At 72.5% G+C, this 23,219-nt stretch carries 19 protein-coding genes and 1 rRNA gene; 8 read left to right on the top strand and 12 right to left on the bottom strand.

The window, feature by feature from the left end:
• Nucleotides 1–16: 16 nt before the first annotated feature.
• A complete protein-coding gene (locus tag G472_RS0129545; protein WP_029011283.1) occupies nucleotides 17–1,600 on the bottom strand; it encodes a gamma-glutamyltransferase family protein in 1,584 nt (527 codons plus the stop codon).
• Nucleotides 1,601–1,814: 214 nt separating this feature from the next.
• Between G472_RS0129545 and acsA the strand changes: the two genes are divergently transcribed.
• Entirely contained in the window at nucleotides 1,815–3,524 is a 1,710-nt protein-coding gene (gene acsA / locus G472_RS36405; protein WP_051341574.1) for an acetate--CoA ligase, read from the top strand.
• Between the two features lie 107 nt (nucleotides 3,525–3,631).
• Here the strand turns inward: acsA and G472_RS0129535 are convergent, their stop codons facing one another.
• The 6 genes from G472_RS0129535 to G472_RS0129510 form a co-directional block, all read right to left on the bottom strand.
• On the bottom strand, nucleotides 3,632–4,564 hold the full coding sequence (locus tag G472_RS0129535) for an SDR family NAD(P)-dependent oxidoreductase (RefSeq protein WP_211100276.1): 933 nt from the start codon (nucleotides 4,562–4,564) through the stop codon (nucleotides 3,632–3,634).
• Nucleotides 4,565–4,714: 150 nt separating this feature from the next.
• Nucleotides 4,715–5,491, bottom strand: coding sequence for a slipin family protein (locus G472_RS0129530; protein WP_029011281.1), 777 nt, complete (start codon nucleotides 5,489–5,491; stop codon nucleotides 4,715–4,717).
• Complete coding sequence (locus tag G472_RS0129525; protein ID WP_211100275.1) at nucleotides 5,488–6,909, bottom strand: NfeD family protein; 1,422 nt, start codon at nucleotides 6,907–6,909, stop codon at nucleotides 5,488–5,490. The genes G472_RS0129530 and G472_RS0129525 overlap by 4 nt, the downstream gene beginning before the upstream one ends.
• 119 nt (nucleotides 6,910–7,028) lie before the next feature.
• On the bottom strand, nucleotides 7,029–7,790 hold the full coding sequence (locus G472_RS0129520) for a 2-keto-4-pentenoate hydratase (RefSeq protein ID WP_029011279.1): 762 nt from the start codon (nucleotides 7,788–7,790) through the stop codon (nucleotides 7,029–7,031).
• Nucleotides 7,791–7,912: 122 nt separating this feature from the next.
• Entirely contained in the window at nucleotides 7,913–9,493 is a 1,581-nt protein-coding gene (locus G472_RS36400) for a methyl-accepting chemotaxis protein (protein WP_051341573.1), read from the bottom strand.
• 34 nt (nucleotides 9,494–9,527) lie between these two features.
• Nucleotides 9,528–10,268, bottom strand: coding sequence for a substrate-binding periplasmic protein (locus G472_RS0129510; protein WP_029011278.1), 741 nt, complete (start codon nucleotides 10,266–10,268; stop codon nucleotides 9,528–9,530).
• 214 nt (nucleotides 10,269–10,482) lie between these two features.
• Here G472_RS0129510 and G472_RS0129505 point away from each other — a divergent pair, with 214 nt between their 5' ends.
• From G472_RS0129505 to G472_RS0129485, 5 genes are all read left to right on the top strand, one after another.
• Nucleotides 10,483–11,226, top strand: coding sequence for an SDR family oxidoreductase (locus G472_RS0129505; RefSeq protein ID WP_029011277.1), 744 nt, complete (start codon nucleotides 10,483–10,485; stop codon nucleotides 11,224–11,226).
• On the top strand, nucleotides 11,223–12,308 hold the full coding sequence (locus G472_RS0129500; RefSeq protein ID WP_245593625.1) for an Ldh family oxidoreductase: 1,086 nt from the start codon (nucleotides 11,223–11,225) through the stop codon (nucleotides 12,306–12,308). The genes G472_RS0129505 and G472_RS0129500 overlap by 4 nt, the downstream gene beginning before the upstream one ends.
• Before the next feature lie 49 nt (nucleotides 12,309–12,357).
• Nucleotides 12,358–13,350 carry a C4-dicarboxylate TRAP transporter substrate-binding protein gene (locus G472_RS0129495; protein ID WP_029011275.1) on the top strand — a complete coding sequence of 331 codons (993 nt, stop codon included), beginning with the start codon at nucleotides 12,358–12,360 and terminating at the stop codon, nucleotides 13,348–13,350.
• 73 nt (nucleotides 13,351–13,423) lie between these two features.
• On the top strand, nucleotides 13,424–13,936 hold the full coding sequence (locus tag G472_RS0129490) for a TRAP transporter small permease (RefSeq protein WP_029011274.1): 513 nt from the start codon (nucleotides 13,424–13,426) through the stop codon (nucleotides 13,934–13,936).
• On the top strand, nucleotides 13,930–15,216 hold the full coding sequence (locus tag G472_RS0129485) for a TRAP transporter large permease (protein WP_029011273.1): 1,287 nt from the start codon (nucleotides 13,930–13,932) through the stop codon (nucleotides 15,214–15,216). The genes G472_RS0129490 and G472_RS0129485 overlap by 7 nt, the downstream gene beginning before the upstream one ends.
• A 9-nt stretch (nucleotides 15,217–15,225) precedes the next feature.
• On the opposite strand, the gene G472_RS0129480 is transcribed toward G472_RS0129485, so the two are convergent.
• Together G472_RS0129480 and G472_RS0129475 are read right to left on the bottom strand one after the other, a co-directional pair.
• Nucleotides 15,226–15,648, bottom strand: a complete 423-nt coding sequence (locus G472_RS0129480) for a DUF1622 domain-containing protein (RefSeq protein ID WP_029011272.1) — start codon at nucleotides 15,646–15,648, stop codon at nucleotides 15,226–15,228.
• Between the two features lie 61 nt (nucleotides 15,649–15,709).
• Nucleotides 15,710–16,966 carry an Hsp70 family protein gene (locus tag G472_RS0129475; RefSeq protein ID WP_029011271.1) on the bottom strand — a complete coding sequence of 419 codons (1,257 nt, stop codon included), beginning with the start codon at nucleotides 16,964–16,966 and terminating at the stop codon, nucleotides 15,710–15,712.
• A gap of 171 nt (nucleotides 16,967–17,137) precedes the next feature.
• Between G472_RS0129475 and G472_RS36395 the strand changes: the two genes are divergently transcribed.
• Together G472_RS36395 and G472_RS0129465 are read left to right on the top strand one after the other, a co-directional pair.
• Nucleotides 17,138–18,274, top strand: a complete 1,137-nt coding sequence (locus G472_RS36395; RefSeq protein ID WP_051341571.1) for an efflux RND transporter periplasmic adaptor subunit — start codon at nucleotides 17,138–17,140, stop codon at nucleotides 18,272–18,274.
• Nucleotides 18,275–18,288: 14 nt separating this feature from the next.
• On the top strand, nucleotides 18,289–21,363 hold the full coding sequence (locus G472_RS0129465) for an efflux RND transporter permease subunit (RefSeq protein ID WP_029011270.1): 3,075 nt from the start codon (nucleotides 18,289–18,291) through the stop codon (nucleotides 21,361–21,363).
• On the opposite strand, the gene G472_RS0129460 is transcribed toward G472_RS0129465, so the two are convergent.
• The 3 genes from G472_RS0129460 to G472_RS0129450 form a co-directional block, all read right to left on the bottom strand.
• Complete coding sequence (locus G472_RS0129460; protein WP_029011269.1) at nucleotides 21,347–22,006, bottom strand: ChrR family anti-sigma-E factor; 660 nt, start codon at nucleotides 22,004–22,006, stop codon at nucleotides 21,347–21,349. The genes G472_RS0129465 and G472_RS0129460 overlap by 17 nt on opposite strands.
• Nucleotides 22,003–22,575, bottom strand: a complete 573-nt coding sequence (locus G472_RS0129455; RefSeq protein WP_029011268.1) for a sigma-70 family RNA polymerase sigma factor — start codon at nucleotides 22,573–22,575, stop codon at nucleotides 22,003–22,005. Before G472_RS0129455 ends, G472_RS0129460 begins: the two co-directional genes overlap by 4 nt.
• A 229-nt stretch (nucleotides 22,576–22,804) precedes the next feature.
• Nucleotides 22,805–23,219: ribosomal RNA gene (locus G472_RS0129450) — 23S ribosomal RNA — on the bottom strand; the annotation flags it as partial.

Genomic DNA, 23,219 nt, shown 5'->3' with positions numbered 1-23,219 from the left:
GATGCTCCGGGGTTGCTCAGAAGGACGCCACGGCCCCGTCGCTGCGCGGGTCGGTCGCCCCTTCCAGCACGCCGTCGGGCCGCCGCACGATGGCCCCGGCGTGGCCCATGGTGGCGGTGTAGGGCGCCAGCACCTCCACGTCGTGGCCGGCGTCGCGCAGGGCCTGCACCAGCGCCGGGTCGAAGCGGGATTCCAGCTTCAGGCTGACGCTCTGCTCGCCCCAGGTGCGCCCCAGCAGCCAGCGCGGCGCCGTCACCGCCTGCTGGAGCGGCTGGCCGAACATGCCGTAGCGGGAGAACACGGCCGCCTGCGTCTGCGGCTGCCCCTCGCCCCCCATGGTGCCGTAGACCATGGTCCGCCCGTCGTCGAAGCGAGCCGCCGCCGGGTTCAGGGTGTGGAACGGCTTGCGCCCCGGCATCAGCGCGTTGACCGCCCCGTCGGCGAGCTGGAAACTGGAGCCGCGGTTCTGCCAGACGATGCCCGTCTCCGGCAGCACGACGCCGGAGCCGTACTCGAAATAGATGCTCTGGATCATCGAGACGGAGCGGCCGGCCCCGTCGATCACCCCGAGCCACACGGTGTCGCCGCCGCCGGGGGGCGCCGGCCAGGGCAGGGCCCGGGCGCGGTCGATGCGCCCCGCCAGCCGCGCCAGCGCGTCCTCGGCCAGAAAGCTCCACGGGTCGTGCGGGCAATGGGCGGGGTCGATAGCGACCGCATCGCGCACCAGGAACGCCTGCTTGGTCGCCTCCACCAGCCCGTGGACGTGGTCGAAGCCCTCCGCCTCGCGCACCCCCAGCCGGTCGAACAGGGCGAGGATCAGCAGCGACGCGATGCCCTGGGTGGGCGGCGGGAAGTTGAACAGGCGCGCACCGCGCACCGCCACCGACAGGGGCCGGCGCACCTGCGCCCGGTGCCGCTCCAGGTCGGCCGCGGTGATCGGGGCGCCGGCGCGCGCCAGGTCGGCGGCGATCCGGCGCGCGGTCTCGCCGGTGTAGAAATCCTGCGGGCCGCGCTCGGCGATGCGCCGCAGGGTGGCACCGAGTGCCGGCAGCGTCATCACGCTGCCCGCCGCGGGGGCATGGCCGTCCGTCAGGAACTGATCGGCGAAGCCGCTGACGTCCGCCAGTTCCGGCCGCTTGGCCGCCGTCAGCTCCGCCTGGCTGTCGGTCACGGCGAAGCCGTGCTCGGCGTGGGCGATGGCGTCCTCCAGGACGCGGGCGAGCGGCAGCGCCGTGCCCCAGCCGGCGGCCCGCTCCAGCGCCGCCTGCCAGCCCGACAGGGTGCCGGCCACGGTGTTGGCGGCCAGCGGCCCGCGCCAGGGAATGGCGTCGCGGCCGGCGTAAAGGGCGCCATCCACGCCGGCGCCGGTGGCGCCGCAGCCGTCGATGGCCACCGGGTCCGCGCCGGGCTCGGCGATCAGCCAGAACCCGTCGCCGCCGATGCTGGTCATGTGCGGGTAGACCACCGCCAGCGTCGCGGCGACGGCCACCGCCGCCTCCACCGCGTTGCCGCCGTCGCGCAGCACCCGCAACCCCGCCTCGCTCGCCAGATGATGGGGCGAGGTCACCATGCCGCGCAGGCTGCGGGGCGTCTGAAGCATCGTATCGAACCCTTTCCGGGCAGTGGGTAGGCATCGGAGGCGCGGGCCTCCCGTTAAGGTTACGATAGGATGCGCCCGCCCCCGCCGCAAGCGCGCAACCGGAACGCCGACCGTAGGGCATCCGGCCTCTTTCGGGTCGGGATGCCCTGCCGCATGGACATCCCCCGCCCGCCCGGCTAGCAAGGATGGCGGGCCGCAAGCGGCGAGGTGGAGCATGGTGCACGGCATCGGCGACGAGCGGGACGGCGCCCGGCCCGGCGTGGACGGGCTGCCGGGCGGCGGGCTGAACATCGCCCACGAGGCGGCGGACCGCCACGTCGCCCGCGGCCGGGGCGACCGGGTGGCCCTGCGCTGCCCGGGGCGCGACGGCACCGTGCGCACGGTCTCATACGCCGAGCTTTCCGGCCTGTCGGGCCGCTTCGCCGGGCTGCTGCACCGGCTCGGGGTGGAGCGGGGGGAGCGCGTCTTCACCCTGCTGGGCCGCGTGCCCGACCTGTACACCGCGGCCCTGGGGACGCTGAAAGCCGGCTGCGTCCTCTCGCCCTTGTTCTCCGCCTTCGGGCCGGAGCCGGTGCGCACCCGTCTGGCGGCGGGCGACGGGCGGGTGCTGGTGACCACCCGCGCCCTGTACCGCCGCAAGGTGGCGTGCCTGCGCGGTTCCCTGCCGGGGCTGCGCCATGTGCTGCTGGTGGACGGCGCCGCCGACGGCGACGAGGGGCCCGGCACCGTGGCCCTGCACCCGGCGCTGGCCGCCGCCGACCCGGACACCCCCTGCGCCCCCACCGGGCCGGAGGACATGGCGCTGCTGCACTTCACCAGCGGCACCACCGGCCGCCCCAAGGGGGCGGTGCATGTGCACGGGGCGGTGGTCGGCCATCTGGCGACGGCCCGGCACGCCCTGGGGCTGGGCGCCGACGACGTGTTCTGGTGCACCGCCGATCCCGGGTGGGTCACCGGCACCTCCTACGGCATCGTCGCCCCCCTGGCGGCCGGCGCCACCGTGCTGGTGGACGACGGGGAGTTCGATGCGGAGCGCTGGTACGCCATCCTGCGCGACCACCGTGTCGCCGTCTGGTACACCGCCCCCACCGCCATCCGCATGCTGATGAAGGCCGGGGCCGCGGTGGCCCGCCGCTACGACCGACCCGCCCTGCGCGTCATCGCCAGCGTCGGCGAGCCCCTCAACGCCGAGGCCGTGACCTGGGCGCAGGACACCCTGGGCCTGCCCGTCCGCGACACCTGGTGGCAGACCGAGACCGGGGCGATCATGATCGCCTGCGCCGTCGACGCCCCCGTCCGGCCCGGCAGCATGGGCCGGCCCGAGCCGGGGATCGAGGCGGCCATCGTCACCCGCACGCCCGGCGGCGGCGTGCGCGTCGCCGACGGGCCCGGCACGGTGGGGGAGATCGCGCTGCGCGCCGGCTGGCCGTCCATGTTCCGCGGCTATCTCGGCGACGAGGAGCGCTACCGCCGCTGCTTCGCCGACGGCTGGTACCTGTCGGGCGACCTCGGCGTGCGCGACGCCGACGGCTGCTTCCGCTTCGTCGGCCGCGCCGACGACGTCATCAAGGCCGCCGGCCACCTGATCGGCCCGTTCGAGGTGGAAAGCGTCCTGATGGAGCACGAGGCGGTGGCCGAGGCCGGGGTGATCGGCGTCCCCGACCCCATCGCCGGCGAGACGGTCAAGGCGTTCGTCACGCTGAAGGCCGGCCACACCCCGTCGGAGGCGCTGGCCCGCGCCCTGATCGGCCACGCCCGGGCCCGCCTGGGACCGGCGGTGGCGCCGCGGGCGCTGGAGTTCCGCGACGCCCTGCCCCACACCCGCAGCGGCAAGATCATGCGCCGCCTGCTGAAAGCCCGGGAGTTGGGCCTTCCCGAGGGCGACCTGTCGACGCTGGAAGGCAACGGCGACGGGCGGCGCTGATCGGGCGGGTCCGGCAGCGCCGGTTGCCGGATGCCCCGACGCCCGAGCGGGTCGGCTGCCGGCGCACGGTGCGCGGATGGGCTCCGGGCACCGTGCGCCTTGATCGATCAACCCACGGGAACGCTCATGCCGCCGTCCGCCATGACGACGGAGCCGACGATGAAGCTGGCCCTGTCGGATGCCAGAAAGGCGACGATCTCCGCGATCTCCGCCGGGTCGGCGGCCCGCTTGATCGGCGCGTTCTTCCCGTGCTCAGCCAGGAAGCCGCGGCCATCCTCCATGAAGTGGTTCAGCAGGTTGGTGACCACATCGCCGACACCGATGGCGTTCACCCGAATGCCGTGGTCGATGGCTTCCAATGCCAGGGTGCGGGTGAGCTGGGCCAGCGCGCCCTTGGATGCCGTATAGGCGGAAATGCCGGGAAAGGCGAAATAGGAGGCGTATGAGGCTATGTTGACGATGGCCCCGGATTTGTTCGGGATCATGGCCTTCATAGCCTCCCGGGAATGAAGGAAGGCGCCGGTGACGTTCGTCTCCATCTGCCAGTTCCAGTCCTCCCGGGTCATCTCCACCAGTGGTTTGTAGAGAATGCGGCCGGCATTGTTCACCAGCAGGTCGAGCCTTCCGAACCGGTCCAGGGCCGTGGACACCGCGCGCTCGGCGCTGCCGTCCTTTGTGATGTCGGCAATCAGGGGCACCAGCCCGTCACGCTCCAGGTCGCCCACCGCAGGATCGATGTCCTCGGCCACGACGCGGGCACCGCGCGCGTGCAGCAACTCGGCTGTGGCCTGGCCGATGCCACTGGCGGCTCCGGTCACGATGGCGACCTTGCCCCTCACTTCGTCGACGGTCGGTTGAATGCGGCTCATGAATCCCTTCTCCCGGAGACCGGAATGGGCACGCCCGCAGCCCCGGTCCCCGATGAGCGCACAGGCGATCACCGCCTCTTCCTTGCCCGGACCGGCGCCGGGACGGGAGGCGCCAGCCGTCAATTGACCTGAACCCGAAAAGTTCCTGCGGGGAAAGGGAGAGTCCGTCATCGGGAGAACACGGCCGTGGGCGCCCACGGTATTCACGGTGCGGGCAGGCATACGGTGGTGGACGCACCCTGCGTCCCCCACCCGTGATCGCCGCGGGACGTGACGGTGGTGCCGGAAAGACGGTGAGGCCCCGGAGGTGCCCGGGAGCCCTCAGGCCGGTGGCGCCCCCTTGCCCTCGGTCAGGCGTTGCAGGGCGGTGGCCAGTTCCAGGGGCAGCGGGAAGACGATGGTGGAGGTGCGCTCGTTGGCGATCGCCTGCAGGGTGCCGAGGAAGCGGAGCTGCATCGCCCCCGGCCCGGCGGAGAGGATGCGGGCCGCCTCGGTCAGCCGCTCCGCCGCCTGGAGTTCGCCCTCGGCGTTGATGATGCGGGCGCGCCGCTCGCGCTCGGCTTCCGCCTGGCGGGCGATGGCGCGAACCATGGATTCGTCGATGTCCACATGCTTGATCTCGACGTTGGACACCTTGATGCCCCAGCCGTCCGTCTGCTCGTCGAGGATGCGCTGGACGTCCAGGTTCAGCCGCTCGCGTTCCGACAGCATCTCGTCCAGCTCGTGCTGTCCCAGCACCGAACGCAGGGTCGTCTGGGCCAGGTGGCTGGTCGCCGCGTGGTAGTCCTCAATCTGGATGATCGCCTTGGCCGGGTCGATGACGCGGTAATAGATGACGGCGTTCACCTTGACCGACACGTTGTCCTTGGAGATGACGTCCTGGGGCGGCACGTCCAGCACCAGCGTGCGCAGGTCCACGCGCACCATCTGCTGGATGAAGGGGATCAGGATGATCAGCCCCGGCCCCTTGACGCCCCAGTACCGGCCGAGCTGGAAGATGACGGCGCGTTCGTATTCCCGCAGGATGCGCAGCATGACGGCGATCAGCGCGATGATCGGGATGGCCAGCGCGATGAGCACGTAGGCGGCCTGGGTCATGGTCCGTCTCCTTTCCCGTGTTGTGGTTCGTCCGGCTCGACCTCCAGCGTCAGGCCGTTCAGGCCGGTGACGCGCACCCGCTGGCCCGGCCGGAGCGGGACGGCGGCGCGCGCCGCCCAGATCTCTCCGTGGGCCCGCACCCGCGGCGCGTCACCGCCCGTCACCACCGTGCCGGCGGCCCCGATCATGCCCTCGCGGCCGCTGACCACGGGACGCCGGTGGCCGGACAGGGCCAGCGTCAGGATGCCGGCCATGGCCGCCGCCGTCACCAGGGTCACCGCGGCCACCACCGGCAGGGCCAGTTCGACACCCGGCACGTCGCTGTCGAACAGCATGACGGAGCCGATGGCGAACGCGGCGATCCCCCCGATGCCCAGCGCCCCGAAACTGGGGATGAAGGCTTCCGCCACCATGAAGGCGAGGCCCAGCGCGATCAGGCCCAGCCCGGCGTAATTGATGGGCAGGGCCTGGAAGGCGAACAGAGCCAGCAACAGGCAGATGGCGCCGACGACGCCGGGAAACAGGGCGCCCGGCGAAATGAATTCGTAGAGGATGCCGTAGAACCCCACCAGCATCAGGATGTAGGCGACGTTCGGGCTGGTGATGACGGCCAGCAGGCGGGTGCGCCAGTCCGGCTCCATCGCCACCACGGCGAGGCCGGCGGTGCGCAGGGTGCGCGTCTCCTCCCCCACCTGCACCGCCCGCCCGTCCAGTTGGCGCAGCAGGTCGGGGATGTCGCGGGCGACGATCTCCACCACCCCGGCGTCCAGCGCCCGGTGGGCGGTCAGGGTGGCCGCCTCGCGCACCGCCCGCTCGGCCCAGTCGGCGTTGCGCCCGCGCAGGTCGGCCAGGCCGCGGATGTAGGCGACGGCGTCGTTGATCATCTTGCGCTCCGCAGCGCTCCGCGGCTGCGGCACGCCGCCGTCGCCGTCGCGGTCGCCGTCACCGTCGCCGGGTCCGGCGTCGTCCCCGAACGGGCTGCCGCCGACCTGCACCGGCGTGGCCGCACCCAGCGTCGTCGCCGGCGCCATGGCCGCGGCATGCCCGGCGTAGAGGATGTAGGTCCCGGCGCTCGCCGCCCGCGCCCCGCCGGGGGCCACATAGGCGACGACCGGCACCGGGGAGCCGAGGATGCCGCGGATGATGGTGCGCATCGACGAATCCAGGCCACCCGGCGTATCGATGCGCAGGATCACCAGCGCAGCACCGCGATCACGGGCGCGCTCCAGCCCCCGCACCACGTAGTCGCCGGTGGCCGGCCCGATAGGGCCGTCCACGTCCAGCACCACGGCGCCGCCGGCCGCATCCACCCGCTCGGCCGGGATGGCGGGCCCCGACATGAGTGCCGCCACGAGCACCGTCGCGAGCCCTGCGACCAGCAGGACAACGAAGGTCTTCACCCGTTCCATGGGGCCCATGGGCTCCTCCCCTTGCCGGAAGGCGCATGCGCCCCGGCCGCCCCTTAACCTGGGTCAGCGACCCCGGTCGGGCCAGCCCCGGATCCACGGATGAAGACCGGCAGGCGTGCCCCGGACCGTCAGGTGAAGCGCAGTTCGACGCGTCCCAACCCCTCCAGCTCCGCGGCGATCGTGGCCGTCGGCCCCACCGGGATCATGCCGGTGTAGGTGCCGGTGGTGATGATGGTGCCGGCCGGCAGCCCGGCGCCGCGCCGCGACAGGGACTCGGCGAGCCAGACCACCAGGGCGAGCGGGTCGCCGGCGGTGTTGCCGCCGCGCACCGACAGCCGTTCCTCTCCATCGATCCACAGGCGGACCGGCAGGGTCAGCAGGTCCGGGCCGCGCCAGTCGGTGACCGGGGCGCCGTAAACGAACCAGCCGTTGGACTGGCAATCGGCGAGCTGCGACAGCGGCGCCGCGGCCGTGCGGTCGCGGAACCGGGTGTCCACCACCTCCAGCGCCGGCATCAGCGCGTCGATGGCGTCCAGCACCTCGTCGCGGCCATAAGGGGCTTCGCGCGCCGGCAGGTCGCGGCCCAGGCGCACGGCTACCTCCGCCTCGATTCCGCGCATGGAGAAGGCGGTCCCCGGCAGCGCCGCCGGAGCGGCGCTCATCACCGAGGTCAGGATCGGCGCGCGGTTGGGCTCGGCCTCGGGGGTACGGGCGCCGACCTTCCAGGCGCCGGCAGGGCCGATGCGGCGGACCACCGCGTCCTGGATGGCGTAGGCGTCCTCGGCATCGGCCGGGCGCAGGTCTTCGGGCAGATCGTCGGGGCGCGAAGCCCCGGTGCGCGCCGCGATCAGGAAATCGGCGGCGCGCGCAATGCGGGTGGGGGTGTCCATGGGGTGCGTCTGTCCCTGTGGTTCTTGCCGTGAGGTCGTTCTTGTTGTGAACGATCCCGTCTTACCCCATCCCCCCGCCCGCGGCCAGACGCTCGGCCGCAGGGCGGGGATGCCGCCGTGGGTCAGCCCGCCTTGATGGCCGTCAGGAAGCGGCGGACGGTGTCGTCGAGAACGGCGAACCGCTGCTGCTGCTGGCGCGCCACCTCAACCGATTCTCCCGCCGAACGGGCGACGTCGGCGGACACGCCGCTGGCCACGCCGATGGCGCCGGTCACCGTGGTGGCCTCGTCGGCGACGCGGCGGACCTGGTGGGCGATCTCGCCGGTGGCGGCGAGCTGCTCCTCCATCCCGCCGGCGATGTCGGAGGCGCGCTGCTTGAGCGACGCGATGGTTTCCGAGACGCCGGCAATGGCCTGCACCGTCTGCTGCGTGGCACCCTGGATGGCGGCGATCTGGCCGGAGATTTCCTCGGTGGCCTTGGCCGTCTGGTTGGCCAGGGTCTTCACCTCCGACGCCACGACGGCGAAGCCCTTGCCGGCCTCGCCGGCCCGCGCCGCCTCAATGGTGGCGTTCAGCGCCAGCAGGTTGGTCTGCCCGGCGATGGAGTTGATCAGGCTGGTGATCTCGCCGATCTTGGCGGCCGACGCGGCCAGCGTCTCCACCGTGCGGCGGGTGGAGTCGACGCGGCCGTACGCCTCCTGCGACATGGCGACCGACTGCTCCACCGTGGCGGCGATGGTGCGGATGGACCGGGTCAGCGCCTCGGCCGCGGCACTGGCGGTCTCCACCGTGCGCGCCGTCTCGTCCGCGGCCGAGGCCACGGTGCGGTTGCAGTCCTCGGCCCGGTGGGCGCCGTCCAGCATGGTGCCGGCGGCGGACTGCATCTGCGCGAAGGAGGCGGACACCTCCTGCACCGCCCGCTGCATGGCGGATTCGAACTCCGCCGCCAGCCGGGTCAGCCGATCCGCCCGCTCCAGATCCTCGGCCCGGCGGGCCTGCTTCTCCGCTTCGAGCTGTTCGCGCTGGCCGGCGTTGCGGCGCAGCACGTCGATGGCCCGGGCCATGGCGCCCACCTCGTCGCGACGGTCCAGCGCCGGCACGGCGATGCCGTAGTCGCCGTCGGCCAGCCGCGCCACCGCCGCGGTGATCGTCATCAGCGGCCCGGTGATGGCGGTCACCACCAGCCACAGCGCCGCCATGATCGCCAGGAACGCGGCCACACCGCCCGCCACCTGCATCAGCGCGTCGTCGACGATGCGCGCCTCGACGCGCGAGGTGCGCAGGCGCAGCACATAGTCGCCGATCCGCCGCTCCTGCCCCGCCGCCCCGGCGACGATGGGCTGCACCGCCTCCACATAGCCGCGGTCGGCGCGGACGTCGCCGTCCTCGGCCACCATCTTGCCCTTGTCGTCGCGCACGAAGCTGCCGAGATAGTCGCGATCCCCCGACGGAGCCTTCACCACCTGCCGCACCTGCTCCAGGTCGAGGTCGTAGAGCGGCAGGGCCGCGGCGCGGGCCTGCAGCGCGGCGATCATGCGGCCCCGCGCGTCCAGGGTTTCCCGCGCGTCCTCCATGGAGCGCACGACGCCCAGCCCGATGCTGAGCGCCTGGTAGACGAGCAGAACCAACCCGATCAGAAGCACCGTTCGGAGCCGCAGCCCCATGCCGCCGGGCGCCCGCCCGGCCTCGCCCTGTACCGCCATCACCGCCCCCACCCTTCCCTGTTCCCCGATCCGGTCAGCGGATGGCGCCGGACGCCTTCAGCTTCGCAACGCTGGCGTCCAGCCGGGCCATCAGCGCCTCGGCCCCCGGCGTCTTCTTCGACAGCACGATGTAGATCTCCGGCGCCGACACGACGCTCGACACCAGATCCGGCACGGCGCCGCCGGCGGCGAGCACCTGATCCATCAACTGTGCGTACTGGAGCAGCACCGGTGCGCGGCCCGCCCGCAGCAGTGCCAGCGCCTGTTCTGGCGTGCGCGCCTCCACCAGATCGACGTGGTTGACGGGATCGCCCATCCACGGACGCCAGCCGCCATAGGAGAAGCCGGTCTGCACCACCAGGGTCATCCCGATCAGGTCTTCCTTCGCCTTGATGGTCGGCACCTTGCCGATGCCCCAGGCCCGCAGTTCCAGCGTGCCCAGCGGTTCCTTGCTGGTCAGGGTGGTGCCCTCGAACTCCGCCGGCGTACGGATGCCGAGGAAGACGTCGAAGCTGCCGTCGGGAATCCCGGTGAAGATGCGGCGGGCGGGTGCCGACTCCGCCGTGTAGGTCAGGCCGGCGTCGCGGGCGATGGCGTCGAACAGGTCGATCAGCGACCCCTTGGGCCGGCCATCCTCGGTGTGGGAGAAGGGCGGGAATTCCACATAGGCGACCTTCAGCCCGTCCGCCGATGCGGGTGCCGTCGCCACGACGGCGGCCAGAACGGCAATCGCGGCGAGCGTCCTTCGCGCCGCGCGTGACAGTTGGATGAACATGTACCCCCCGAACGTGGCCTGACAGACGCACCGGACATCCGGTTTCCCCGGCGAGGTTACGCTACCCGATATTAATTAAACAAATGTTGTGTTCCCGCTGCGATTGAACGCCGCCGCAGGCGCCGGCGTCCGCCGATTCCGATTGCACGCCCACCAAAGTATGTCTAGTGTATACATAGGACACAAGATCGGACGGACGGAGCGGAACAGGGCCATGGCGGGCAGGCTGGCGGGCAGACGGGCGCTGGTGACGGGCGCCGGACAGGGGATCGGGCGGGCGGTGGCGCTGGCCTTCGCGGCGGAGGGGGCGGACGTGGTCGCCGCCAGCCGCACGGCGGCGAAGATGGAGGATCTGCCCGCCCTGAACCCCGCCATCGCGCCGGTGGCGCTGGACGTCACCGACGGTGCGGCGGTGGCGCGCGCCGTCGCGGCAGCCGGCCCGCTGGACGTGCTGGTGAACGCCGCCGGCTGGGTGCACAACGGCACGCTGATGGACTGCACGGCCGAGGACTGGGCGCGAAGCTGGGACCAGAACGTGACGTCCATGTTCCACACCATCCGCGCCGCCCTGCCGGCGATGCTGGCGCGCGGGCACGGCAGCATCGTCAACGTCGCTTCGGTGGCGTCCAGCATCACCGGCGTGCCCAACCGCGCCGCCTATGGCACCACCAAGGCGGCGGTGATCGGGCTGACCAAGGCGGTGGCCCGCGACGTCATCGCCTCGGGCGTGCGCTGCAACGCCCTGTGCCCCGGCACCACCCGCTCCCCTTCCCTGGAAGCGCGCATCCTGGCCGAACCGGATCCGGAGGAGGCGCGGCGCCGCTTCGTCGCCCGCCAGCCCATGGGCCGCCTCGGCACCGTGGAGGAGATGGCCGCCGCCGCGGTCTACCTGGCCTGCGACGACTCCGCATTCATGACCGGCGGCCTGCTGGTCGTCGACGGAGGACAGACCCTGTGAGCACCGGGATACCCGACGCCCCCGCCCCTTCGGCCCGTGTGGCGGCCGACGCGCTGGCCGGCTTCTGCCGCGCCGTGTTCCTCGCCGCGGGGGCCGACGAGGCGACTGCGGACGCGGCGACGCGGGCGATGATGCACGCGTCGCGCCTGGGCATCGACAGCCACGGCGTGCGCCTGCTGCCCCATTACGTCACGGTGATGACCGAAGGGCGCGTGGCCCCGCGCCCCGTCGTGCGGGTGGTGGCGGAGTTCGGCGCCGTCGCCACCCTCGACGCCGGCCACGGCCACGGCGCGCTGGGCGCCTACACGGCGCAGGAACGGGCGGTGGAGCTGGCCGGGCGCTTCGGCATCGGGGCCGTGGCGATCCGCAACTCCTCCCATTTCGGGCCGGCGGGCGCCTTCGCGCTGGCGGCGGCGGAGGCGGGTTGCGTCGGCCTGGCGGTGTGCAACTCCGACAGCTTCGTGCGCCTGCACGACGGGGCCGAGCGGTTCCACGGCACCAACCCCATCGCGGTGGCGGTCCCGGTGGAGGGGCAGCGTCCCTGGCTGTTCGACATGGCCACCAGCGCCATCCCCTACAACCGGATCCAGCTCTACCGGAGCCTGCGCCGCACCCTGCCGGAGGGTGTCGCCTCCGATGCCGGCGGCCGCGACACCACCGACGCCGAGGTGGCGGACATGCTGGCGCCGCTGGGCGGTGCCTTCGGCTTCAAGGGCGCCGGCCTGGCCGGCCTGGTGGAGATCCTCAGCGCCGTGCTGACGGGCATGAAGCTCAGCGTCGAGATCCTGCCCATGGCCGGACCGGACCTGTCGACGCCCCGCGGCATGGGGGCCTTCGTGCTGGCGCTGCGACCGGAGGCATTCCTGCCGGCTGACGACTTCCGCGACGGCATGACCCGCTATCTGGCGGCCCTGCGCGGCTCGCGCACGGTGCCGGGCGGCACGGTGATGGCGCCCGGCGACCGCGAATGGGCCGAGGCCGACCGCCGCGCCGTCGCCGGTATCCCCATCGACCCCGCGACGGCCGAGGCGTTCGCCCGCCTGGGGGCGCGCTACGCCATCGCGGTGCCGGACCCGGCGTGAGCGCCGGGCCCTCGAACAACGAACCGAACACCCTGAGGAGGAAACGGACATGGCTTCTCTCGGCAAGACGCTGGCGGCCGCCTGTGCCGCGCTGGGCCTGCTGGCCGCCGCCGGCGCGGCGCAGGCGCAGGACACGTTCAAGCTGCGCTTCAACCACGTGCTCGGTCCCAAGGAACCCTTCCACCAGGGATTCCTCGACTGGGCCAAGCGGGTGGAGGAGCGGACCAACGGCGGCCTGAAGATCGACGTGTTCCACTCCGCCCAGCTCGGCGTCGAGGAGGACATCATCGAACAGATGCGCCAGGGCGCCAACGTCGGCCAGAACACCGACGCGGCGCGCCTGGGCATCTACGTGCCCGGCATGGCCGTGGTCAACGGCCCCTATTTCCTGGATTCCGCCGCCGACGTGGCCCGGCTGGCCGAAGCGCCGACCATGGTGCGGTGGCAGGAGGAGCTGGCGGAAAAACACGGCCTGAAGGTGGTCTGCTTCGACTGGGTGCAGGGCTTCCGCCATTTCTTCACCAACAAGCCCGTGCGCACACCGGCGGACGTCGCCAACCTGCGGGTGCGCACGCCGCCCGCCCCGATCTGGCAGGAATCGATCCGGGCGCTGGGCGCCGCCCCGGTCGCCATGGCCTTCGGCGACATGTACCCCGCGCTCCAGCAGCGCGCCATCGACGGGGTGGAACTGGTCTACAACAACATCCCCGGCGGCCGCTTCTACGAAGTGCTGAAGTACGCCAACGAGACCGGGCACATCCTGCTGGTGAACTTCCAGGTGGTGTCCAACGCCTTCTTCACGTCCCTGCCCGAGGATTACCGGACCGCGCTGGTGGAGGAGTGCCGGCGGGCCGGCGCCGAGACCTCGGCCAACCTGCAGACGCTGGAGCAGCAGGCCAGGGCGACGCTGAAGGAGCGCGGCATGACCATCGTGGAGGATGTGGACCGCGACGCCTTCCGCAGTGCCGGCGACGCCGCCTACAAGGCGCTGAACCTCAGCGAAGCCCGCGATGCCGTCGCGCGCGAGATGGGCAAGCCGTGAGCCTCGCCGCTGTCCCCCCTCGGCCCCGCTGCACGAGGGGGGAACCTCCGGCCAGACCCGGAGGCCGCACGCCATGACCGCCGCCTACCGCTGGCTGTGCCGGATCGAAGCCACCGTGGCCGGGACGTTCCTGGTGCTGATGGTCGCCATGATCTTCCTGGGCGGGGTGGCGCGGCTGCTGCACACGCCCATGAACTGGACCATGGACGTCGCCACCTGCCTGTTCGCCTGGGCCTGTTTCCTCAGCGCCGACGTGGCCTGGCGCAAGGACGGACTGATGGCCATCGACCTGGTGTCGGGACGCTTGCCGGCGGGCGCGCAGCGCCGGCTGGCGCTGGTCAACCTGGGGCTGATCGCCGCCTTCCTGGTGTTCCTGATCGGCGCCGGGCTGTGGATGTCCTACGTCGGCCGCGCCCGCAGCTTCCAGGGCATTCCGGGCGTCAGCTACTCCTGGGTGACCATGAGCCTGCCGGTGGGCGCCGCGCTCCTGCTGATCACGACCGCGCTCAAGGCGCGCCGTCTGCTCCGCGAGCCGCCGGACGCCGCACCGGCCGGCGACACCGCGACGAAGGGTGCCCGATGCTGATCGTTTCCCTTGCCTTCGTCGTGCTGGTGCTGATGGGCATGCCCGTGGCCTTCGCCATCGGCATCTCCGGCGCGCTGTTCTTCGTGCAGAACCCGGAGCTGCCCTTCACCATCCCGGTCCAGGTCACCGTCTCCCAGACGCAGAACTTCGCGCTGCTGGCCATCCCGCTGTTCATCCTGGCCGGCAACGTGATGAACAAGTCCGGGATCACCGAACAGCTCCTGCGCCTCGCCTCGGTGCTGACGGGACGGTGGAAGGGCGGGCTGGCCCAGGTGTCGCTGGTCCTGTCGGGGCTGATGGGCGGCGTCTCCGGCTCCGCCATCGCCGACGCCGCCATGCAGGCGCGCATGCTGGGCGACGGCATGATCCGGCGCGGCATGAGCCGCGGCTTCGCCGCCGGCGTGCTGGCCTTCGGCTCGGTGCTGACACCGGTCATCCCGCCGGGGATCGGCATGATCCTCTACGGCACCATCGGCCAGGTCTCCATCGGCCGCCTGTTCGCCGCCGGCTTCGTGCCCGCCCTGCTGCTGTGGGCGGCGCTGGCACTGACCGTGGCGCTCACGGCCCGGGCCCGCGGCTACGCGCCCGAACGCACCGAACCCCTGCCCCGCGGCGCCGTGCCCGCCGCCCTGCGCGCCGGGATCTGGGCGCTGCTGTTTCCGGTCTTCCTGCTGCTGGGCCTGCGCCTGGGCGTCTTCACGCCGTCGGAGATCGGTGCCTTCGCGGTGGTGTACGCGCTGGTCATCGGCCTGCTGGTCTACCGCCGGCTGGGCCGGCGCAGCATCCTGGAGGCGCTGGAGGGCAGCCTGGCCGACGTCGGCGCGGTGATGTTCCTGATCGCCCTGTCCGCCATCTTCAGCTACGGCATCGTGCTGGAGCGCGTGCCCGAGGCGGTGGCCGGCGCCATCCTCGGCATCACCGACAACCTTCAGGGCGTGCTGGTGCTGATCGTGCTGTTCGCGCTGGTGATCGGCTTCGTCATCGACGGCACGGTGCTGGTGATCATGCTGACGCCGATCTTCCTGCCGCTGGTGCGCGACCTCGGCGGCGATCCCGTGCACTTCGGCGCGATCTTCATCGTCGCCGCCACCATCGGCAACTTCACCCCGCCGGTGGGGGCGGCCATGTACGCCGTATGCTCCATCCTGAAGTGTCCGGTGGGCGCGTACACCCGCGAATCCGTCCCCTTTTTCCTGGCGGTGTCCGCGGTAACCCTGCTGCTGGTCTTCCTGCCCGACGCGGTGCTGTTCGTGCCGAACCTGCTGTTCGGCCGGTTTTGATCCGGAGAATCAACGCGGCGGCGCCGGTGCCTCCCGGCGCCGCTCCACCTCCGCCTTGCGCCAGGGCCAGCGCCCGTCGATCTCCACCTCCAGAGCGAAGCTGAGGAAGGTGCGGATCAGCACGATCAGGGCCAGCGTCGTCAGGTTCTCCACCGTCGCCCGGACGGCCACCGTGCCGATGATGTCGGCCGCCACCAGCAGTTCCAGCCCCAGCAGGATGCCGCGCGCCAGACCGGTGCGCAGACGGCGGAAGGCGTCCGAGCGATCGTCGCCGCGGTGCAGGCGCAGGGCGAAGAGAACCAGGGCGGACAGGGTGCCGACCGTGATCACCAGCACCCCCGCCCCCTCGAACACGGTGGCGAGAACGTGCAGCAGCGGGTCGAACCAGTCCGGCTTGACCGCCTGCCGGGCGGGGCTCAGGGCCGGCTCCATGGGGGTATCCTCCGCGATGGTTCCCCCGGGCCAACGCCGCGGCTGCGGCAGGGTTCCCCCGTCAGGCGGTGCCGTAGCGGCGCTGCGCCTCCAGCGTCAGCCCCTGCCCCACCGACCCGAAGGTGTCGCCGGTGACCACGCGGGCGTCGGGCAGGGGGTCGGTGATGGCGGCGCGCACGTGGGGCAGCAGGGTGGAGCCGCCGGTGAGGAACACCGCGTCGATGCGCCCCGCCGGCAACCCCGCCATGGCGAGGCAGGCGTCGATGCGCCCGCCGATACGCGCCGCCAGGCTCCCGGTCGCCTCCACCAGGTCGCGGGCCGCCAGCTCCGCCGCTTCCGAGGCATCCTCGAAGTCGAGCGGCAGGACGGTCCGCGGCGACCCGGACAGGGCGATCTTGGCGCGCTCCACCTCCATGGCCAGGGCGTGGCCGCGGCGCTGCTCCACCACGCCGATCAGGCGGGCGATCAGGTCGGGCCGCGCGCTGTCGCGGTGCAGGCGCTTCAGCTCCGCCAGCGCCTTGGCGGTGTAGAGGAAGTTGATCTTCGACCAGGTCGCCAGGTCGAGGAAGGGCGCCCGCGGCGCCACCAGCCCGGCCCGCTTCATCGGGCTGCCGTAGCCCAGGTGCGGCATCACCGCGGCGATGGACAGGTCGCGGTCGAAGTCCGTACCGCCGACCCGGATGCCGTCGTTGGCCAGGATGTCGTCGCCGCGCTCCGCCCGGCCCCGCCGCTCCCGTCCCAGGCGCACGATGGAAAAGTCCGACGTGCCGCCGCCGATGTCGGCGATCAGCGCCAGCTCCTCGCCGTCCACCCGGCGTTCGTAATCGAGGGCGGCGGCAATCGGCTCGTACTGGAACGAGACGTCGGCGAAGCCGACGGCCCGCGCGATCTCCGCCAGCACCGCTTCCGCCGCCGCGTCGGCCGCCGGGTCGCCGTCCACGAAATGCACCGGGCGCCCGTGCACCACCGCGTCGAGGGGCGCCTGCGCCGCCCGCTCGCCGCGCCGCCGCACCTCGCCCAGGAAGGTGGCGATGACCGCGCGGAAGGCGATTCGCCGGCCGTTGAGGGTGGTGTCCGCGTCGATCAGGTCGGTGCCCAGCACCGATTTGATGGAGCGCATGAGCCGCCCGTCCTCCCCCTCCGCATAGGCGGCGACCGCGGCGCGGCCGAACACCGTGGCGTCGCCGGCGAAGTCGAAGAAGAGGGCGCTGGGCAGCGTCGTGTGGTCCCCCTCCAGGGACACCAGCCGCGTCCGGTCCGGCGCCGCCGCGCCGAGCGTGGTGTTGGACGTGCCGAAGTCGAGGCCGCAGGCTGCCATGGGATCCTCCGAAGGGGCCAAGGCGGCGACCCTATAGCCGGGATCACCGGCGGGATCAATGGCCGCAACCCCCGCGACCCGCCCGGCCATGGCAGCCCCCGGTTGCCGTACTAGATAAGGGAAGGCCCGGCGGACCGACGCGACACCCCCGGCGGGCGGCGGAGGACCTTCATGGGGCGATGGACGATCATCGCGCTGGTCCTGGCCCTGACCGCCGCCGGCGGTTACTTCGGTCGGGACCGGCTGTGGCCGGCGGACGAAACGGCACCCGCGCCGCAGGAGGCGCGGGGCGGCACGGCCGAGGTGGTGACAGCCGAACCGGCGGCCACGGCGGCGGTGAGCGAACGGATCGAATCGGTCGGCACGGCACGGGCACGCGAATCCGTGGTCATCACCGCCCGCGCCCAGGGGGAGGTGCGCACGCTCGCCTTTGACGACGGGGCGCGGGTGGAGCGCGGCCGGGTGCTGGTCCGCCTCGACACCGAGATCGAGGAGGCGGAGCTGGACACCGCCCGGGCCGAGCTGGAGCGGACCGGGCGCGCGCACGAGCGGGCCAGCGCCCTGCGCGCCCGCGGCACCGCCTCGGCGGCGGCGCTGGAGGAGGCTGAGGCCGCGCTGCACGCCGCCCGGGCGCAGGTCGCGCTGGCCGAGGCGCGGCTGGAGCGGCGCACGGTGACCGCCCCGTTCGCCGGGGTGCTCGGCTTCCGTCAGATCAGCCCCGGCGCCTTCGTCAGCCCCGGCGATCCCATCGCCACGCTGGTCGACATCACCGAGGTGGACGTGGATTTCCGGGTGCCGGAGGACCATCTGGGCCGGCTGGCGCCCGGCCAGCCGGTACTGGCCACCACCCGCGCGTACGGCGGCCGGACCTTCGCCGGCCGGGTGCGGGAGGTGGACACGACGATCGACCCGCTGACCCGCCAGGCGGTGGTGCGCGCCACCATCGCCAACCCCGACGACGCCCTGCGTCCGGGCATGCTGATGCAGGTGGTGCTGGTGACGGGGACGCGGGAGTCCGTGGTGGTGCCGGACACCGCGGTCGTGCCGGTCGGCCCGTCCGCGTACGTCTTCCTGGTGGACGCCGACGGGCGGGCGCTGCGGCGGGCGGTGCGCACCGGGCAGCGCGAGGCCGGGCGGGTGGAGATCGTCTCCGGTCTTGCCCCCGGCGAATGGGTGGTGATCGAGGGGGCCGCCAAGCTGTCCGACGGCGACCGCCTGGACGTCCGCTCCCTTGAGGACTCGCCGGTCGCCGACCTGCTGGGCGATCCCGCGGCCGCGCCGGGACCGGCGCCGGCCCTGACGCAGTAGGGGAGGCGCGCTCCGTGACCCTCTCCGAACTGGCGGTGCGCCGGCCGCTCGGCGCCCTGGTGCTGAACCTGCTGCTGGTGGTCTTCGGGCTGGTGGCGCTGGACCGGCTGGCGGTGCGCGAGGCGCCCGACATCAACCCGCCGGTGGTCACCGTGCGCACCACCTACACCGGTGCTTCGGCGGCGGTGATGGAGGCCCGCGTCTCGCGCATCGTCGAGGACCATCTGGCCGGCATCGAGGCGATCAAGTCCCTGTCCTCCGCCAGCACCGACGGCCGCTCCACGGTGCGGGTGGAGTTCGATCCGGGGCGCGACATCGACGCCGCCGCCAACGACGTGCGCGACCGCGTCAACCGCGCCCTGCGCGACCTGCCCGACGGCATCGACGCGCCGGAGGTCGCCAAGGTCGACGACAACGCCGACGAGATGATGTGGCTGTCCCTGCGCAGCGACAGCCTGGACCCCATGGCGCTGAGCGATCTGGCGGACCGTCTGGTGGTCGACCGGCTGACCGCCATCGACGGGGTCGGCCGCGTCAACCTGGGGGGCGAGCGGCGGCCCGCCCTGCGGGTCTGGCTTGACCGGACGGCCATGGCGGCGCGCGGGGTCACCGCCGGCGACGTGGAGGAGGCGCTGCGGCGGGAGAACCTGGAGCTGCCGGCGGGCCGTCTGGAATCGGCGACGCGCACCGTCACCATGCGCATGGAGCGCGTCTATGCCGACCCCGACGCCTTCGCCCGCCTGCCCGTGGCGACCCGCGACGGGGCGACGGTGCGCCTGGGCGAGGTGGCGTTGGTGGAGGTGGCGCCGGCCGAGCCCAACGTGCTGTTCCGCGCCAACGGACGCAACACCGTCGGGCTCGGCATCGTGGCGCAGAGCCGGGCCAACGTGCTGGAGGTGTCCCGCGCCGTGCGGGCGGAGCTGGACCGCATCGTCGCGGAGCTGCCGGGGGGCCTGAGCATCGGCGTCAGCTACGACAGCTCGCTGTTCGTGGAGAACGCGCTGCGCGAGGTGCTGATCACCCTGACCATCGCCGTGGTGCTGGTGGTGGCGGTGATTCTGCTGTTCCTCGGCAGCGGCCGGGCGACCCTGATTCCGGCGCTGACCATCCCGGTGTCGCTGATCGGCGGGCTGGCCGCCGTGCACCTCTTCGGCTTCTCCATCAACATCCTGACGCTGCTGGCCTTTGTCCTGGCGACCGGGCTGGTGGTGGACGACGCCATCGTGGTGCTGGAGAACATCTGGCGCCGCATCGAGCGGGGCGAACCGCCGGCCGAGGCGGCGGCGCGCGGCGGCCGGCAGGTGTTCTTCGCGGTGGTCGCCACCTCGGCGGTGCTGGTCGCGGTGTTCGCTCCCATCGGGCTGCAGCAGGGCGACACCGGCCGCCTGTTCGTGGAGTTCGCGCTGACCATCGCCGGCACGGTGGTGGTGTCCAGCGTGGCGGCGTTGACCCTGGTGCCCGCCCTGTCGGTGTGGCTGTTGCGCCGGCGGGCGGCGCCCGGACGCGTCCAGCGGGCGGTGGACCGCGGCTTCGGCGGGCTGGAACGGGGCTACCGCCGCGTCGTCACCGCCATGGTCGACCGCCGGGCCCTGGCGCTGGCCGGGTTCGCCGGAATCGCCGCGCTGGCCGTCGTCGCCTACCGCGCCCTGCCGCAGGAGCTGGTGCCGCCTGAGGACCGCGGCGGCCTGTTCGTCCTGCTGGACACCGGGCCGGGGACCGGCTTCGACTACGCCGCCGGCTATCTCGACGTTCTGGAACGCGCCCTGCTGGCCCATGTGGAGGAGGGCACGGTCGCCAATGTGCTGGCGGTGGCCGGCGGCTGGCGGCCGGAACCGCGGGCCATCGTCGCCCTGTCCGACTGGCGGGATCGGGACGTCAGCCAGCAGGAGCTGGTCGCCGAACTGTCCGCCTTCGTGCGCTCCCTGCCCGGCACCTCCGGGTTCGCCCGCGGACGGCCGTCGCTGGGGCGCCAGGGCGGCGGGCGGCCGGTGCAGTTCGTCATCGGCGGCCCCTCCTACGAGGATCTGGCCGTGTGGCGGGACCGCATCCTGGAGCGCGCCGGCGAGAACCCCGGCCTGGTCGGGCTCGATTCCGACTATGAGGAGCGGCGGCCACAGCTCGCCGTCGCCGTCGACCGCGAACGCGCGGCCGAGCTGGGGGTGCCGGTGCAGGCGGTGGGCGCCACGTTGCAGACACTGTTCGGGTCGCGCACCGTCACCACCTTTCTCGACCGCGGCGAGGAGTACGACGTCATCCTCCAGCTCCGCCCCGGGGACCGCGCCGCACCGCGCGACCTGGACAACGTCTACGTCCGCTCCGCCGCAACCGGCGCCGCCATCCCCCTGTCCAACCTGGTCGCCCTGACCGAGGAGGCGGGGCCGGACCGGCTGAACCGGTTCAACCGCATGCGGTCGGTCACCATCTCCGCCGGGCTGGCGCCGGGCTACAGCCTGGGCGAGGCGCTGGAGTACCTGCAGGCCCTGGCCCGCGAGGAACTGCCGGCGGCGTCCGCCCGCCTGGACACCCGCGGCGAGGCGCGGGAGTTCCTGGAGACCCGCGCCGAGGGCGTCTACACCTTCGCCCTGGCGCTGCTGATCGCCTTCCTGGTGCTGACCGCCCAGTTCGAGAGCCTGCGCCTGCCCGTCGGCATCATGCTGACGGTGCCGCTGGCGGTCACCGGCGCCCTGGCCGGGCTGTGGGCGGCGGGGATGAGCCTGAACCTCTACAGCCAGATCGGCCTGATCATGCTGGTGGGGATCGCCGCCAAGAACGGCATCCTGATGCTGGAGTTCGCCTCCCGCCTGGAGGAGGAGGAAGGGTTGGACCCGCGCAGCGCCGCCATCGAGGCGGCGGCCGTGCGCTTGCGGCCGGTGCTGATGACCGCCCTGTCCACCGCCGCCGGGGCGGTGCCGCTGGTGATCTCCACCGGGGCGGGGTCGGAGGCGCGGGCGGTGATCGGGGTGGTGATCCTGGCGGGCATCGGGCTGGCCACGGTGCTGACGCTGCTGCTGCTGCCCGCCGTCTACACCATGCTGCGCCCGCGCCGCGCCGGCCGGGTACCGGCAAGCAGCGTCAGGCCGGCGGAGTAGCCGGCGCATCCAGGAACTCGATGGGGCCGTCGAGCAGGAACAGGCACAGGCACTCGCCGTCCGTATCGGCGACGGCGTGATGGTCGCTGTCGCCGACATAGCTCGCCACGTCGCCCCGGACAAAATGCCCGTACTCATCCCGGAAGCCGCCCTTGAGCACCAGCAGCATTTCCCCCGCCGTGTGGTGGTGGGGCGGCACCGGATGGCCGGCGGCCATGCGCAGCAGGCACACGCTGGACCCGCCGTCGGCCTGCGACCATACGGAGAGATCGACGCCCTCGCTGACCGGCGTCCAGGCGAACCCCTCGACCGGGCCGCCCAGGCGGCTGCGCAGCGGTTCCGGAATCGTCGGGTTGTGGAGCGGAACGGTGCGGCGGCGCGACGCCGGCACCGGCGGGGCCGGAGACCGGGGTTGGTCGTCCAGGCGGGCCAGCAGCGCCGTCAGCCCGTCGTCGGTCCCGTCGGACGGCGGCAGCGTCTCCAGCCACGCACCGCACTCCGCCTCGAAGGCCGCGACGCGGCGCCGGCAGTCCGGGCAGAACGCCAGGTGGGTCGCCACCAGCAACGCCTTCACGCCGCCCGGTCCGCCGGCGGCGTAGGCGAGGAGGAGGTCGTCATCGGGATGGTGGGACGGGCCGTTCACACCTGCTCCTCTATGCTGCGCCGGAGATGGGCCAACGCCGCGCGCACCCTGGTTTTGACGGTGCCCAGCGGGATGTCCCGTTCGGCGGCGATGGTGCTGTGCGACTTCTCCTCGAAGTACGCCAGGCGCAACACCTCGGATTGCGGGGCCGAAAGGGTTTTCAGCGCCCGGCGCAGACGGGCCGCCTCCTGCGCCGCGGCGACGGCGCTGTCCGCGGGAACGGCGGGATCGGGAACCAGGGCGGGGTCCTCCGGATCGAACTCCGGCCGCCGTTCACGCCGCAGCCGGTCGATCCGGCGGTTGCGGGTGATGGTGAAGATCCAGGTGGCTGCCCCGGCAAGCGCCGGATCATAGGTGGCGGCGCGCTGCCACACCGTGAGCATCACATCCTGCACCAGTTCCTCCGCCGCGCCGGTGTCGAGGCCCAGGCGCATGGCGTAACTCTTCACCCGCGGTGCAAAATGCCGGTACAGGGCGGCGAACGCCGCCCGGTCGCCATCGCGGGCCACCGCCAGCAGCCACCGTTCCGGAGCGGTCTCCGGCGTCTCGCTGTTCCCGCTCTCCGGCATGGTCCGCCTGCCATCCTCCGCCACCCGAGCACGGTAAGCCCGTCGGGAACCGCGGAGCAAGCGGTTCATTGCCGTGCCTTGCGCCGCTTGCTCAGCACACGACGACACCGCGCGCCGGCCATGGCAGGCCGGCGCGCGGTGTCGTCGTGTGCAATGAGAAGGTTCTGTGACGGGACGAAGCGTAGGGTGCGTGTGTTGCGAGCTTGCTGCTGCGCATGGCGCGCGCGGCGAGATCAAGCCGATCGAGCGATTAGTAAGGCTCAGCTTCACGTGTTGCCACGCGTCCACATGCCTCCTATCGACGTGATGGTCTATCACGGCTCTCGGGGAATGCTTGTTTGGAGGTGGGTTTCCCGCTTAGATGCTTTCAGCGGTTATCCCGTCCGCACTTAGCTACCCGGCGGTGCCGCTGGCGCGACAACCGGTACACCAGAGGTGCGTCCATCCCGGTCCTCTCGTACTAGGGACAGATCCTCGCAACATTCCTACACCCACGGCAGATAGGGACCGAACTGTCTCACGACGTTCTAAACCCAGCTCACGTACCACTTTAATCGGCGAACAGCCGAACCCTTGGGACCTGCTCCAGCCCCAGGATGTGATGAGCCGACATCGAGGTGCCAAACGACTCCGTCGATATGGAC

This window comes from Azospirillum halopraeferens DSM 3675 (assembly GCF_000429625.1).
GTDB lineage: Bacteria > Pseudomonadota > Alphaproteobacteria > Azospirillales > Azospirillaceae > Azospirillum > Azospirillum halopraeferens.
Note: the sequence above shows the minus strand (reverse complement) of the source record. Positions and strands in the feature narration are given on the sequence as shown.